The sequence below is a fragment of the Pseudomonas sp. ADAK13 genome (genome assembly GCF_012935715.1).
GTDB lineage: Bacteria > Pseudomonadota > Gammaproteobacteria > Pseudomonadales > Pseudomonadaceae > Aquipseudomonas.
Genome location: NZ_CP052860.1, coordinates 151,169 through 165,428 on the forward strand (window position 1 = coordinate 151,169; position 14,260 = coordinate 165,428).

At 62.5% G+C, this 14,260-nt stretch carries 13 protein-coding genes and 1 pseudogene; 5 read left to right on the forward strand and 9 right to left on the reverse strand.

Annotated features, from left to right (window positions below; translation table 11 throughout):
* Window positions 1-80 precede the first annotated feature (80 nt).
* Entirely contained in the window at window positions 81-851 is a 771-nt protein-coding gene (locus HKK54_RS00675) for a hypothetical protein (protein WP_169385902.1), read from the forward strand.
* A 124-nt stretch (window positions 852-975) separates the two neighbouring features.
* Window positions 976-1,788 carry an alpha/beta fold hydrolase gene (locus HKK54_RS00680; RefSeq protein ID WP_169385903.1) on the forward strand — a complete coding sequence of 271 codons (813 nt, stop codon included), beginning with the start codon at window positions 976-978 and terminating at the stop codon, window positions 1,786-1,788.
* 36 nt (window positions 1,789-1,824) lie between these two features.
* Here HKK54_RS00680 and HKK54_RS33870 read toward each other — a convergent pair whose 3' ends face one another.
* The 4 genes and pseudogenes from HKK54_RS33870 to HKK54_RS00695 form a co-directional block, all read right to left on the reverse strand.
* On the reverse strand, window positions 1,825-2,706 hold the full coding sequence (locus HKK54_RS33870) for a methyl-accepting chemotaxis protein (RefSeq protein WP_442962326.1): 882 nt from the start codon (window positions 2,704-2,706) through the stop codon (window positions 1,825-1,827).
* Window positions 2,686-3,792 (reverse strand): annotated as a pseudogene (locus HKK54_RS33875) (HAMP domain-containing protein); the annotation flags it as partial. The pseudogene HKK54_RS33875 and the gene HKK54_RS33870, both read right to left, overlap by 21 nt.
* 115 nt (window positions 3,793-3,907) lie before the next feature.
* Entirely contained in the window at window positions 3,908-5,332 is a 1,425-nt protein-coding gene (locus HKK54_RS00690) for an aminotransferase-like domain-containing protein (RefSeq protein ID WP_169385905.1), read from the reverse strand.
* A gap of 203 nt (window positions 5,333-5,535) precedes the next feature.
* The gene (locus tag HKK54_RS00695; RefSeq protein ID WP_169385906.1) at window positions 5,536-6,297 is read right to left on the reverse strand and encodes an SDR family oxidoreductase; all 762 of its coding nucleotides are present in this window, start codon (window positions 6,295-6,297) and stop codon (window positions 5,536-5,538) included.
* Between the two features lie 227 nt (window positions 6,298-6,524).
* Here HKK54_RS00695 and HKK54_RS00700 point away from each other — a divergent pair, with 227 nt between their 5' ends.
* Window positions 6,525-7,532, forward strand: coding sequence for an NADP-dependent oxidoreductase (locus HKK54_RS00700; protein ID WP_169385907.1), 1,008 nt, complete (start codon window positions 6,525-6,527; stop codon window positions 7,530-7,532).
* A 139-nt stretch (window positions 7,533-7,671) separates the two neighbouring features.
* On the opposite strand, the gene pyrF is transcribed toward HKK54_RS00700, so the two are convergent.
* Entirely contained in the window at window positions 7,672-8,370 is a 699-nt protein-coding gene (pyrF, locus tag HKK54_RS00705; protein WP_010166337.1) for an orotidine-5'-phosphate decarboxylase, read from the reverse strand.
* Between the two features lie 290 nt (window positions 8,371-8,660).
* On the opposite strand from pyrF, the gene HKK54_RS00710 reads away from it, so the two are divergent.
* Window positions 8,661-9,425, forward strand: a complete 765-nt coding sequence (locus tag HKK54_RS00710; RefSeq protein ID WP_029615736.1) for a response regulator — start codon at window positions 8,661-8,663, stop codon at window positions 9,423-9,425.
* Window positions 9,425-10,462, forward strand: a complete 1,038-nt coding sequence (locus HKK54_RS00715; protein ID WP_010166333.1) for a sensor histidine kinase — start codon at window positions 9,425-9,427, stop codon at window positions 10,460-10,462. The genes HKK54_RS00710 and HKK54_RS00715 overlap by 1 nt, the downstream gene beginning before the upstream one ends.
* Before the next feature lie 28 nt (window positions 10,463-10,490).
* Here the strand turns inward: HKK54_RS00715 and HKK54_RS00720 are convergent, their stop codons facing one another.
* From HKK54_RS00720 to HKK54_RS00735, 4 genes are all read right to left on the reverse strand, one after another.
* Window positions 10,491-11,555 (reverse strand): AI-2E family transporter, encoded by a 1,065-nt coding sequence (locus HKK54_RS00720; protein ID WP_010166331.1) that lies wholly within the window; start codon window positions 11,553-11,555, stop codon window positions 10,491-10,493.
* A 73-nt stretch (window positions 11,556-11,628) separates the two neighbouring features.
* Window positions 11,629-12,447 (reverse strand): DUF4892 domain-containing protein, encoded by an 819-nt coding sequence (locus HKK54_RS00725; protein WP_029615735.1) that lies wholly within the window; start codon window positions 12,445-12,447, stop codon window positions 11,629-11,631.
* 102 nt (window positions 12,448-12,549) lie between these two features.
* A complete protein-coding gene (locus tag HKK54_RS00730; protein WP_169385908.1) occupies window positions 12,550-13,404 on the reverse strand; it encodes an alpha/beta hydrolase in 855 nt (284 codons plus the stop codon).
* Complete coding sequence (locus HKK54_RS00735; RefSeq protein WP_010166326.1) at window positions 13,401-14,210, reverse strand: alpha/beta fold hydrolase; 810 nt, start codon at window positions 14,208-14,210, stop codon at window positions 13,401-13,403. Before HKK54_RS00735 ends, HKK54_RS00730 begins: the two co-directional genes overlap by 4 nt.
* Between the last annotated feature and the right edge of the window lie 50 nt (window positions 14,211-14,260).

The window sequence follows — 14,260 nt, forward strand, 5'->3', positions numbered from 1 at the left end:
CGCAACTGGTCGCTCAGTCCTATCCGGCCAGTGCCCCAGTCACTACACTTCAACGCAAACCCTATAAAGAGGTCACACCGGTGACACCACTCATGATCACCCTGCTGGTAATAGCCGGGATCGTAATACTGATCGCCATTGGCTACATGAACCACGTGGTGGAAAACAATAAGCTGGAAAAGAACCGGACCCGGATCGAACTCAATGACCGGCTGCGTCGCTGCGGTGAAATCACCGAGACGTTCCCAGGCCAGCTGATGACGCCGCGACTCAAGTTGCTGCTGACCCGCCTGGAGCTCAACGTCAACCAGCGCCTGCTGAACCTCGACAGGTCCAATGCCACCCTCAAGGCACGCATCACCGAACTCAACGCGCTGGTGGCCCAGGGCGAATCGATCCCGGTGAACAATCCGCCGGCCCCGATCCAGACCGAAGCCAAGGCCAAGGATGTGCGCTTCCTGCTGGAAGCCTTGCATGGCCAGGTCACCCGCGCGGCCCAGGACGGTTTCCTGCCGACCAATGAAGCCAAGCACTGGATCAAGGAAATCCGCCATATCCTGGTGCTGCTGCACATCGAGTTCTTCAACAACCTGGGCCAGCATGCGCTGCAACAGGGCCAGCCGGGCCAGGCACGCCTGGCGTTCGAGCGCGGTGTGCAATACCTGCGCAAGCAGCCGGAGCCGGTGGTGTATAGCCAGCAACTGCAACTGCTGGAGAAACAACTCGCGCGCGCCAACTCCATGGTGCTGACCAACATCCAGCCAGCTGAAGACGAGGTCAATGAATTGACCGAAGGCCTGAAAGTGGTCGATGCAGATGCCGATTGGAAAAAGAAAGTCATCTACGACTGATCCCCTGCCAGTGTGGTGAGCAGGGCAAGCCCGCTCACCACATGCCATCACTCTGCACCTATCCCCCGCCCCATGAATAGCGTAAAAAAGGCCCCCTCTCTCCGTTAACGAAAAGGGCTTTGCCATGCCTGTCGCGCTTATCGATGGACAACCGCTGCACTACCTCGACCAGGGCACCGGCCCGGCCGTTCTCCTCGGTTCCAGCTACCTGTGGGACAGCCAGATGTGGGCACCGCAGATCGAAGCCCTTTCGCAACAGTACCGGGTGATCGTCCCCGAGTTATGGGGCCACGGCGAGTCCGGCCCGCTGCCTGCAAACACCGCATCCCTGGACGACCTCGCGCGCCAGAACCTGGCCCTGCTGGATCATCTGGACATCGCCCAGGTCAACCTCGTGGGTTTGTCGGTCGGCGGCATGTGGGGCGCACGCCTGGCGCTGCTCGCACCCGAGCGGGTCAACAGCCTGGCGCTGATGGACACGCACCTGGGCGCCGAGCCGGAAGCCACTCGCCAGTACTATTTTTCGCTGTTCAAGATGATCGAAGACGCCGGCGCCATTCCGGAACCGCTGCTGGATGTGGTTGCACCGATCTTCTTCCGCCCCGGCATCGACCGGGAATCGGCCCTGTATCAGGACTTTCGCAACACACTGAAAGCCTTCCCCAAAGAGCGCCTGCTGCAAAGCATCGTGCCCCTGGGCCGGATTATCTTCAGCCGCGCGGATGTGCTGGAACAGCTTTCGCGCCTCGACGCCGACACCACCCTGGTGATGTGCGGTGAGCAAGACAAGCCACGCCCACCGGCCGAGTCAGAAGAAATGGCGGCCTTGATCGGCTGCACACTGACGTTGATCCCGGACGCCGGGCATATCTCCAGCCGGGAAAACCCGGACTTCGTCAATGAAGCCCTGCTGACCTTCCTCGCCAACCACGCCTGACCGCCCTGCCCTTTGATCACCGCAGGCGCGCGGTGGTCAAAGGCGGAAGTGCCCGACCATCCCTTTAAGCTCCGTGCCCAACTGCGCCAGCTCAATGCTCGACGCCGCATTGCCCTGCATGCTCAACGCCGATTGATCGGCACTCGCCCGGATGCTGGTGACGCTGCGATTGATTTCTTCGGCCACCGAGCTTTGCTCTTCCGCCGCCGCGGCAATCTGCTGGTTCATCTGCTGGATCAACGACACCGCTGCCGCAATGCTGCCCAGGGCGCTTTCCGTTTCCAGGGCATCACTGACCGCCAGCTTGACCAGCTCGCCGCTCTGTTTGATCTGCTGCACCGAAGACTGCGCCGCGCTGCGCAGGGTGCTGACCAGCCGCTCGATTTCCTCAGTGGATTGCTGGGTACGCTTGGCCAGCGCCCGCACCTCGTCGGCCACCACCGCAAAACCACGGCCCTGCTCGCCCGCCCGCGCCGCCTCGATGGCCGCATTCAGGGCCAGCAGGTTGGTTTGTTCGGCCACGCTTTTGATCACCTCGAGCACAGTACCGATATTCTGGATTTCCGCACTCAGGCTTTCGATGCTGGTACTGGCAGAGGTGGCCGAACTGGCCAGCAACTCGATACGCTGCAAACTCTGGCGCACCACCTGCTGGCCGCTGTCGACTTTGTCATCCGCCGTCTGCGCAGCCTGGGCCGCTTCCTCGGCGTTGCGCGCCACATCGTGCACGGTAGCGGTCATCTGGTTCATCGCCGTCGCAACCTGCTCGGTCTCTTCCTTCTGATTGCTGACCTCGACGTTGGTCTGCTCGGTCACGCTGGACAGCGAATGAGCGGAACTGGCCAGTTGTTCGATACCCGCCTGCAACCCGCTGACCATGCTGCTCAGGCCACCGCTCATTTGCTGCATCGCGAGCATCAACTGCCCCATCTCATCCCGACGGCTGACCTCCATGCGACCACTGAGGTCACCGGCAGCAATCTGCTGGGCTACTGCAATCACACTGCGCAGCGGGGCGACGATCAACCGGGTAATGATCCATGCGGCAATCAGCCCGACCAGCAAGGCCAGGGCTGAAGAGCCAATGATCAGCAGCGCGCTTTTCTTCAACTGCGCCTGCATCGACAGGTCTTCTGCGTCATACGCCTGGTTGACCCGGGTCACCACCTCGGCGGCACGCTCGTGCAACTGCTTGTAGACGACCTTTTCCTGAGCCAGCAGGCCGGTGTACTCGCCGAGTTTTTCGCTGAAGGCCGCGATATGCCCCGACACTTCGTTCAACACGGTTTGATAGCCGGGGTCCTTGACCGTGGTTTTCAGTTGTTCAACCTGGGCCAGGGCCTGGTCGGCCTGCTCGATCTTGCCTTGCTCGGCGTTCTCGTCATCGCCTTTGCGGCTTTGATCCAGGCGCACGTGCGCTTCGTTCATGGCTTGCAGCATCAGGCGCGAGACCTGGCTGACCTGCCCGGCCTGCTCGATAAATTCCGCGCCTTCCTTGCCCTGGCTTTCCTTGAGGCCATAGGCGCCGTCGTCCGCCAGGCCGGCCTGCAACACATCGAGGTTGTTGGCCACACTGGAGACCGACCAACTGGCCATTTCCAGCGCCAGGTCCTTGGTCTGGGTCAGTTCGACAAACTCGTCGAACGCCTTGCGATAGGCCGCCAGCGCCTGCTCGACATCATTCATCACTGGGACATTGGCGGGCGGCTGGCCCTTGAGAATCACCGCCTGGGCGGCCAACGCGTCGACGCTTTCGTGCAAGGCGTCTACCGACTTGGGGTCGGCATGCAGCGCGTAGTCCTGCTCGATCAGGCGCACCTTGAGCAGGCCGCTGTTGAGCGCCGACATGGCTTTAAGGCCCTCGAAACGCTGGCCGACGGTTTGCAGCGACCACACGCCAATCGCGGCCACCAGCGCCGTCAACAGCAGCACCAAGGCAAAACCCAAGCCCAGTTTCTTTGCCATACCGAGGTTGGCAAAACGTCGTTGCACGGCAGAAATCATTGCACTTGAGTCCTCTTGCAATGGCGAATGCCATCAAGCACGGTTTCGATGCCGCGAGATTCGCAACCCCGGGGCACTGAACACAAGCGTTTGGCGCCACAATAATGGCAAAAAGCTACATCCTCGTCGTTTTCAGAATGGTAGAGGTCGATCCTGCTGGGCCCATCGCCCTGAACAACGCGAGGGCACGTTGATCAGCAGCATAGGCCACGTTGATGCGCAGCCAGTCACTGTATTCGCCCGTCGGGCTGAAAAGCGCCCCCGGCGACAGCAGCACCCCCAGCCGACGAGCCCGCGCCTGCAGCGTCGAACGGTCGCCCACCCCAGGGCGGGCCCACACAAACATGCCACCCGCCGGCGCCGCAAACACCTCCCACTCCTCGTCTTCCAACACCTGCAGGGTCATGGCCATTTCCGTACTCAAGCGCCGCCGCAGGCGTTGCACCCACTTGCGGTAGGTGCCATTGGCCAGCAACGTGGCCACCACCGCCTCGGCAAACCGCGACGTGCCGATGCCAGTCAAGGTCTTGACCCTGACCAACTGCTCGATGATTGCCCCACTGGCCGTGAGATACCCCACGCGCAAGGCACTGCTGAGGGTCTTGGAGAAACTCGAGATATAGATCACCCGGTCCTCGTGTGGCAACGCCGACACCCGGGTGCAAGTGGCGGGTTGCAGATCGCCATAGACGTCTTCCTCGACAATGAAGAAGTCCTGGGAATGGGCCAGTTGCAGCAAGCGTTCGGCCACGTCCAGGGACAGGCTGGTGCCAGTGGGGTTGTGATACAGGCTGTTGATGAACACGCACTTGGGCCGATGCCCGCGTAACAGCGCCTCGAGTGCCGGCATGTCCGGGCCGCGGCGCGTGCGCGGCACTTCCAGCAGTTTGACCCCGTGAAAGGCCAGTAGCCGGTACAGGTTGCCGTAACCCGGGCTTTCCACCACCACGGTGTCGCCGGCCTTGAGCAGCGTACGGATCAGCAGGTCCTGGGCGTGGCTCGCGCCCTGGGTGGTCAGGATATGGTCGACCCGGGTCGCCACGTGGATGTGGGACAGACGCTTGAGCAGTTGTTCACGCAGGGCCGGCAGCCCCAGCGGCGTACTGTAGTTGAAGACGGCGGCGGTATCGGTGCGGGTGACTTCACGAATCGCGTAGCTGATGTCATCGCTCTCGCGCCAGGTATCCGGCAGCCACCCGCAGCCCAGTTTCAATTCACCCAGTTGATTATCGATGAAAGTGCCCCACCCCGACTCGGCGCCCTCATACCATGGGTTTTCGCCACTCAGGCCGGGTTCGGCAGGTGGCTGGGCCACAAAGAAACCCGCGCCTTGCCGTGAGGCCAGAACGCCTTGCGCAACCATCCGCTCGAACGCTTCGATGACGCTGGACTGGCTGAGCAGGTTCTCGTGGGCCAGTTGCCGAACCGAGGGCAACCGCGTCCCGGGGCTGACCCCGCTTTCGCGAATCCAGGCGGCCAACGCGCTGACGATTTGCTGCACTACCGGTACAAGGGCTTGTCGATCGATCCCTAAATCCATGAGCCACTCACTTAAACTGTTGTCATTTAACCCAATCCAGTTAAGCACAGAAGCTCGGCAACAGCCGTCGCCAAGTTTTATTAAATCATTGATTTAATTGAATTATTTACCTACTGATACACATTCAGCCAAGGCATCTGGCCACCTGCGGAAAAGCCCCACAGCGCCTCCAACGCTTTTCTGAATGGCATCAGCGTCAGTTCCTAAATAGCGGTCGCACCACCGTCTATCGCCAAGGCCTGGCCCGTGGTAAATGCGGCGCCGTCGCTGCACAAATAAAGCACCGCACTGGCGATTTCCTCGACCTTGCCAATACGCCCGACTGGGTGCATGGCGGCGGCAAATTCAGCTTTGCGCGGGTCGGCTTCATAGGCACGGCGGAACATATCGGTGTCGATCACGGCCGGGCACACTGCGTTGACGCGGATTTTCTTTTTCGCGTACTCGATCGCCGCCGACTTGGTCAGGCCGATCACCGCGTGCTTGGACGCGGCATAGATGCTCATCTTCGGCGCCGCCCCAAGGCCGGCCACCGACGCGGTATTGACGATGGCGCCGCCGCCCTGGGCCAGCAGCAACGGCAATTGGTACTTCATGCACAACCACACGCCCTTGACGTTGACGCCCATGATTGCGTCGAACTCGTCCACGCTGCCGTCGGCCAACTTGCCCTTTTCGATCTCGATCCCGGCGTTGTTGAAGGCATAGTCCAGCCGGCCGTAGGTGGCCACGGTCTGCTGCATCAACTGCTGCACATCCGCCTCAAGAGTGACATTGCAACGCACAAACACTGCCTCGCCACCGGCCTGATGAATCTGCGCGACGGTGCCCTCGCCGCCCGCCACGTCCAGGTCGGCGACTACGACTTTCAAGCCTTCAGCGGCGAATGCCAGTGCAGTGGCGCGGCCAATGCCGGCGGCTGCACCGGTCACCAGGGCGACCTGGCCGGAAAACGTCATGCTCATGGGGATGTCCTTCGATGGGGATGCTGGATGACCTCAGTCTAGCCAGAGCGATGACGGGCGCGTCAGCACTATCAAACGCCCGGTTGGCGAACCATGAGCCGCAGTGATAACGCCACCAGCCTCACTATCATCACAGTGGATCGACGGGCATTCGCAGGTGCCCCGGACCTTGCCGGTGCGGCCTTAAGGGTCTATCACTCAAGGTCCACTTCTCAAGAGTCCCTGCCATGACTGCCCAGACCAACCGCCAATTCCTGCTCGCCAAACGCCCGGTCGGCGCTGCCACGCGGGACACCTTCACCTACCAGGAAGTACCGGTGGGCAAGCCCCAGGACGGGCAGGTGCTGGTGCACAACGAATACCTGTCCCTGGACCCGGCCATGCGAGGCTGGATGAACGAGGGCAAATCCTACATTCCGCCGGTGGGTATCGGCGAAGTCATGCGCGCCTTGGGCGTAGGCAAGGTCATCGCCTCGAACAACCCGAAATTTGCCGTGGGTGACTACGTCAACGGCGCCCTCGGCGTGCAGGATTACTTCCTCGGCGAGCCGCGAGGTTTCTACAAGGTCGATCCGAAACTGGCACCGTTGCCACGCTATTTGTCGGCGCTGGGGATGACCGGCATGACCGCCTACTTCGCCCTGCTGGACACCGGCGCGCCCAAGGCCGGCGACACGGTGGTGATTTCCGGCGCGGCGGGTGCGGTGGGCAGCATTGCCGGGCAAATTGCCAAGATCAAAGGCTGCCGCGTGGTGGGCATTGCCGGCGGTACCGACAAATGCAAGTTCCTGGTGGATGAGCTGGGTTTTGATGCGGCCATCGACTACAAGAACGAAGACGTACATGCCGGCCTCAAGCGCGAGTGCCCAAAGGGCGTGGACGTGTATTTCGATAACGTTGGCGGTGACATCCTTGATGCCGTGCTCAGCCGCCTGGCGTTGAAAGCGCGGGTGGTGATCTGCGGTGCCATCAGCCAGTACAACAACAAGGAAGCCATCAAAGGGCCGGCCAATTACCTGTCATTGCTGGTCAATCGTGCGCGCATGGAAGGGTTTGTGGTGATGGACCACGCGGCGAACTTCGCCGCTGCCGGGCAGGAGATGGCCGGCTGGATGGCTCAGGGCAAGCTCAAGAGCAAGGAAGATATCGTCGAAGGGCTGGAGACGTTCCCGGAAACGTTGATGAAACTGTTCAACGGCGAGAACTTTGGGAAGCTGGTGTTGAAAGTCAGCTGACACACCGCAGATCGTTCTGTGACCACTATCAATGTGGGAGCCGGGCTTGCCCGCGATAGCATCGCCTTGGTGTCAAAGAAACACCGAGTCGCCTGCATCGCGGGCAAGCCCGGCTCCCACATTTTTACCGCGCCTGGTTTCAGGCGATCTCGGCAACCACCGCCGCCAGCGCCTTGGCCGGGTCGGCCGCCTGGCTGATCGGGCGACCGATCACCAGGTAATCGGAACCGGCGTCCAGGGCCTGGCGCGGGGTCAGGATGCGACGCTGGTCGTCCTGGGCGCTGCCCGCCGGGCGAATCCCCGGGGTCACCAGTTGCAGCGACGGGTGGGCGGTCTTCAGCGCCTGGGCTTCCAGCGCCGAGCACACCAGGCCGTCCAGGCCGGCCTTTTGCGCCAGGGCGGCAAGGCGCAGCACTTGTTCCTGTGGCTCGATGTCCAGGCCGATGCCGGCCAGGTCTTCACGCTCCATGCTGGTCAGCACGGTCACGCCAATCAGCAGCGGTTTGGGGCCAGTGCGCTGATCGAGCACTTCACGGCACGCAGCCATCATGCGCAAACCGCCGGAGCAGTGCACATTGACCATCCACACGCCCATTTCGGCGGCGGCCTTGACCGCCATCGCGGTGGTGTTGGGGATGTCGTGGAATTTCAGGTCGAGGAACACCTCGAAGCCCTTGTCACGCAAGGTGCCGACAATTTCTGCGGCGCAACTGGTGAACAGTTCCTTGCCGACCTTGACCCGGCAAAGCGTGGGGTCCAACTGGTCAGCCAGCTTCAGTGCGGCGTCACGAGTGGGGTAATCCAGGGCGACGATGATAGGAGTCTGGCAGACGGACATTGGAATGGGCTCTCAGGCAAGTCGAAATCGGCGCGGATTGTAGCGCAAGCAGCGCGTTTGCGGGATCCGATGATCGGTAATTCGCGATTTACCCGCCAGATTGCGGGCTCCCGGGCAATTGTGTCAAAACAGATACATTCCCGACATGCCTGCAATACCCCCGAAGACTAGCCTCGCACACGTGAACCACCGTACAGAACTTCCAGCCCCGGGGCTGGGCGCCTATGCTGAACGCAACAACCTCGCCGCCGACCTTCGGCCCGGCGGCCCACCAGGTAGATGATCGCACCATGCAAACCCTGACTCCTGTGCTGAATGACGATCAAAAAGGCTCGCTTGTGGGTGACGACAAGCGCTGGAACACCCGCGCACTGATCGTCGACGACGACGTGCCGATCCGCGAACTGCTGATCGATTACCTGGCGCGCTTCAATATTCTCGCCAGCGGCGTGACCGATGGCGCGGCCATGCGCCAGGCCATGCAAGCCGAAACCTTCGACGTAATAGTGCTCGACCTGATGCTGCCGGGTGAAGACGGCCTGTCGCTGTGCCGCTGGCTGCGGGCTGAATCGGACATTCCGATCCTGATGCTCACCGCCCGCTGCGAACCCACCGACCGCATCATCGGCCTCGAACTGGGGGCCGACGACTACATGTCCAAGCCCTTCGAGCCCCGCGAGCTGGTGGCGCGTATCCAGACGATCCTGCGTCGGGTGCGGGACGACCGCACCGAGCAACGGGCGAACATCCGCTTCGATAACTGGCGCCTCAACAGCGTACTGCGCCAACTGGTGGCCGACGATGGCCTGGTGGTGCCGCTGTCCAACGCCGAGTTCCGTTTGCTGTGGGTATTTATCGAGCGCCCGCGCCGGGTGCTGAGCCGCGAACAACTGCTGGACGCGGCCCGCGGTCGCTCCATTGAGGCCTTTGATCGCAGCATCGACTTGCTGGTCTCGCGCCTGCGCCAAAAACTCGGGGATGACCCCAAGGCGCCGCAGTTGATCAAGACCGTGCGCGGTGAAGGCTACCTGTTCGACGCCCGGGATATCGGCTGATGCGCAACGCCTTCAACACCCTGTTCGGGCGGCTGTTCGGTGTGTTGCTGGTGGCGATTGTGCTGGCCCACGTGCTGGCATTTTTCTGGTTTCACCACTACGGCCCGCCGCCGCCACCGCCCCACGAGACGTTCATCGAGCAACCGGACGGCACCCTGACGCCCATGCCCAAGGAGCATCGTCGCTCCTGGTTCGGCGGGCCGGTGGTGCCGCTGACCTTCCAGTTCTTCTCGCTGATCATTGCGGCCTGGTACGGCGCCAAGCTGCTCAGCCGGCCGATCCAGCGCCTGAGCGCCGCGGCCGAGCGGCTGAGCCTGGACCTCGACAGCCCGCCGCTGAACGAGTCCGGCCCGCGGGAAGCACGGCAGGCAGCGTCGACCTTTAACCTGATGCAAAAGCGCATCCGCGAACAGGTCACCCAGCGCGCCCGCATGCTCGGTGCGGTGTCCCATGACCTGCGCACGCCGCTGTCACGGCTCAAGCTGCGCCTGGAGCAGATCGAAGACACCAAGCTGCAGGGCCAGATGCGCCAGGACCTGGACGACATGATCGGCATGCTCGACGCCACCCTGAGCTACCTGCACGAACAACGCACCAGCGAAACCCGGCATTGGCTGGACGTTCAGGCGCTGGTGGAATCCCTGAGTGAAAACGCCCAGGACCGCGGCTCCGACGTGCAATGCAGCGGTGAATGCGCGCCGCTGCAGGTGCAGCCGATGGCCCTGCGTTCGTGCCTGAACAACCTGATCGACAACGCCCTGCGCTATGCCGGCACGGCACGCATCGAACTGGCGGACACCCCACAGGCACTGGTGGTCAAGGTGATCGACCATGGCCCTGGAATTGCGGCGGATAAACGTGAAGCGGTGTTTGAGCCGTTTTATCGGCTGGAAGGCTCACGCAATCGTAATTCCGGCGGCGTGGGGTTGGGGATGACCATTTCCAAGGAGGCGGTTGAGCGCCTCGGTGGACGGCTGAGCCTGGAGGAAACGCCAGGCGGTGGCCTGACGGCGGTGATGTGGTTGCCGAGGGCGTAGGCATCATTCCTGCGCCCTGTTTCCCCCGTTACTGTTCGGCTTTATCTTCCCGCCGCACCTGAGCCTGGCTGGCGCTCCAGTCCGTCAACAGGCTATACGCCACTGCCAGCAATGTCGGGCCGATAAACAGGCCGATAAAACCGAACGCAATCAACCCGCCAAACACCCCCAACAGCACGATCACCAGCGGCAGGTTGCCGCCACGGCTGATCAGGTACGGCTTGAGCACGTTGTCCACGCCACTGATGATGAACGTGCCCCACACCCCGAGGAACACGGCGTAGGTGTAGTCGCCCTTCCACGCCAGCCACGCCGTGGCGGGAATCCACACCAACGGCGGCCCCATGGGAATCAGGCTCAGCAGGAACGTCACGATGCCCAGCACCAGCGCCCCCGGCACCCCGGCAATCAGGAAGCCAATCAGCGCCAGCACCGCCTGGGCAGCCGCCGTACCGATCACGCCATTCACCACGCGTTGCACGGTGCCCGCCACCAGTTCGATGTAATAACCGGCGCGCTCGCCGATCAAGCGCTCCAGCAAGCGATGCACAAACATCGCCAGTCGCGGGCCGTCACGGTAGAAAAAGAACACGAACACCAGGCTCAGGGTCAGCTCCAGAATCCCGCCGCCGATCTGCGCACTGCGGGCCAGCAACCAGTTGCCCACCTGCCCCAGGTACGGCTTGAGGGTGACCATCAGCGCCGCGCCTTGCTGGTCGATGCTGTCCCACATCGCCACTAACCGCTCGCCGACAAAAGGGATGGAGCCAAGCCAGGCCGGCGCTTCGGGCAAACCATCCACCTGGATATCCTTGATCAGGCCCACGGCATCGCGCACATGATCTGCGAGGTTGAAGCCCAGCCATACCAGCGGCAACGCCACCAACAGCATCCAGACCAGGGTCAGGATTCCGGCAGCCAGGGACTCACGCCCGCCCAGCCAGCGGGTGAGCAAACGCATCACCGGCCAACTGGCAAACGCCAGCACCGCGCCCCAGAACAGCGCCGACCAGAAAGGCGCCATCACCCAGAAGCTGGCACCGAACAACACCAGCAGCAGGATTTGCACCAGCAGGCGATCGTTATTGAGCATGTGGTTTCTCGAAAAGAAGTCTGTAAGAGGAAGAGCTTAGGCGAACGGCACGGGTCCGTTCGCCCTGGAACGGTCAGCGTATCAGATGCAGGTGCAAACCCTTGGCTTCGGCGGTGCCGGTTTCCAGGCGGGCCGCGCGTACGCCCTGATCGATCAAGCCCTGGCGCCATGCCTCAGCGGTAGGCCCGGTCAAACTGACCCGCAAGGTGGCGTCCAGGTTCAATCCACGGGAAATCAGCGTGAGCCAAGTGGCGTCAGGTTCGGCACCGAGCTTGGGGAAGTCCAGCTCGCCGGTGCTTTTCAGCTCCCGCAGCAGCGTGGCGGAAGTCGGCAGCAAGTCGCCCAGCGGTGCGCTGGCGTCCAGTTGCTCCACATGCAGATACGCTCGACGGTTGCCCCGGGTGATGCCGTACAGCGCGACCAGGGAATTGTCCTGAGGCGCCGCCAGGCGCAGCAACAGGTATTCCTGTTGGCCATCGGCACCTACCAGCTTGGCGTTGCCAAACACTTCGTTGGCCCACAGGCTGCTTTCGCCGCAATCCCGGGCCTGGCACCAGAACAGCAATTGCGCGCCCTGGGCCTGCAAGGCTTCGCGGGTGGCGGTAAAGGCGGCGCTGGAGGTGTGTTCGGCAGGCAGTTCGTAGGTAATGGCCGTATTCAGCCCACGGGCGGTGGCCTGGCCTTCATAGCGCAGTTGGCCGCTGATCTTGCGGATCGAGCCCAGCGGGTAGATGCGTTCTTTTTCTTCGGCGGGGCGGTAGTCGACGATCTGCGCGTCGACCTGACGGGCCACGGCGGGCAAGTCCTGGCTACCCGGTACGTCGGCGGCGAACACCAGCGGGCTGAAACAGCACAGCCCCAGAATACGGATAAATCCCTTCGGCATACTCATCGGATCAGTGCGCCCTGGCCATTGGGGTGCGCTGCGGTGCTGAGATCGTTCATGGTTGACTCCCTTTCGATCCGCCCAGCCTCGGCAGTTGACCCCGCCAAGTCAAGGCGTGGAGAAGAACCGATTGAAACAGTCTGCAACAAGGGTAGCGCCCGGCTCGTCATTCAGGTGCAAATGATGGCCACCGGGCAACGTCGTCACCTGGAACGGAAGCCCGGAAAGCAATTCGGAATGTTTCGCCAGCATGCCGTCTTCAGCCACCACCAGCTGTGTCGGACAGCCGACCCTGCGCACGAAGGCCATCGCCTGTTCTTCGGTCAGACGCATGGGGGAAGCCAGGGTCAGACGGCTGTCACTGCGCCAGGTGTAACCGCCCGGCACCGGCATAAGGCCACGCTGGGCCAGCAATTCCGCTGCTTCGCGACTGACTGCCACCACGCCTTTCATCCGCGCTTCCACCGCACGATCAAGGGTGCTGTACACCGGTTTGCGCTTGTCTTGCAGGGCCAGTTGCGCCTGCAACGCCATGCCAAGGCGTTCGGCGGCGTTATCGGCGGTGCCGGTCGGCGGGATCACCCCATCGATCAATCCCAGGTGCGTCACCCGCTCCGGCAAGGCACCGGCCAACACCAGGGAAACGATGGCGCCGAGGGAGTGACCAAGTAATGCAAAACGTTTCCAGCCCAGTTGTTCGGCCACTTGCAGCACATCGTGGACGTAATCCCACAGGGAATAACCCGCGCCGACGGGGCGATGAGCCGAGTGACCATGGCCGGCCATGTCCAGGGCGACAATGCGCAGGCCATTAAGCTTCGGCGCCAGGCGCGCGAAGCTGTTGGCGTTGTCCAGCCAGCCATGCAAGGCGATAACCGGCAGGCCGTCTTCGGGGCCAAACAAATGCGCCGCCAACTCGATGTGCGGCAGGGCCAGGCGGACTTCTTCGACGGGCGCGGTCATGCGCAACTGCGCTCGCGCTGGCGGGCTTCCCAACGGGTAAACAGGTTTTTGATCAAGGTGGCGGTGTCCTGGGGGCGCTCAAGGGGAAACATGTGGCCGCCGGGCATGGTCAGCATTTCGCCCATGGGCATGCGCCCCACGCCGCTGGCATGGTGACGCATCACCACCCGGCTCTGGCGGCCGCGCACTACCGCCAGCGGCACCTTCAATTGCCGGACCTGGCCTGGGCTGGTGTGGGGCACGCCACGGTAGATGCTGATTTCGGTGGCCGGATCAAAGCGCAGGCGCAGGCGATCGCCCACCGGCTCCAGGCCATGTTGCAGGTAAGCGTCGAAACATTCGGGATCAAAGCCGCGAAACAGGGTTTTGCCGGCAAAGTACTGGCGCGCTGCCGCAAGGTCGGCGAACTCTTCACGACGGCCGAGGGTGCGACCCGCCGGGGTCAGCCGGTCGATAAAGCCAAAGCGCTTGGCCGCGCGAATCACCCAGCGATCGGCCAGGGTGAGTACCGGCGAATCGAGCATCACCACGCCGCGATACAACTGCGGGCAGCGCATGGCCGCGTGCAGGTGCAGCACGCCACCCAATGAATGGCCTACGCCCCACACCGGCTCCGGCTGTTGTTCAAGGTGGTGGATCAGTTCGTCCACCAGGTTCTGCCAGTTGTCATCCACCGGAAACCGGGGGTCGTGGCCGTGCTGCGGCAAATGCGCGACGGCGTACTCCGGGGCCAGGGCGGCAAACAATTTGCCGTAGGTCGCCGAAGGGAAGCCATTGGCGTGAGCAAAAAACACGTGCTGCGACATACCTGATCCATCACCGTAAACAGAGCGTTGATTCTCCCCAGACCGGGCAG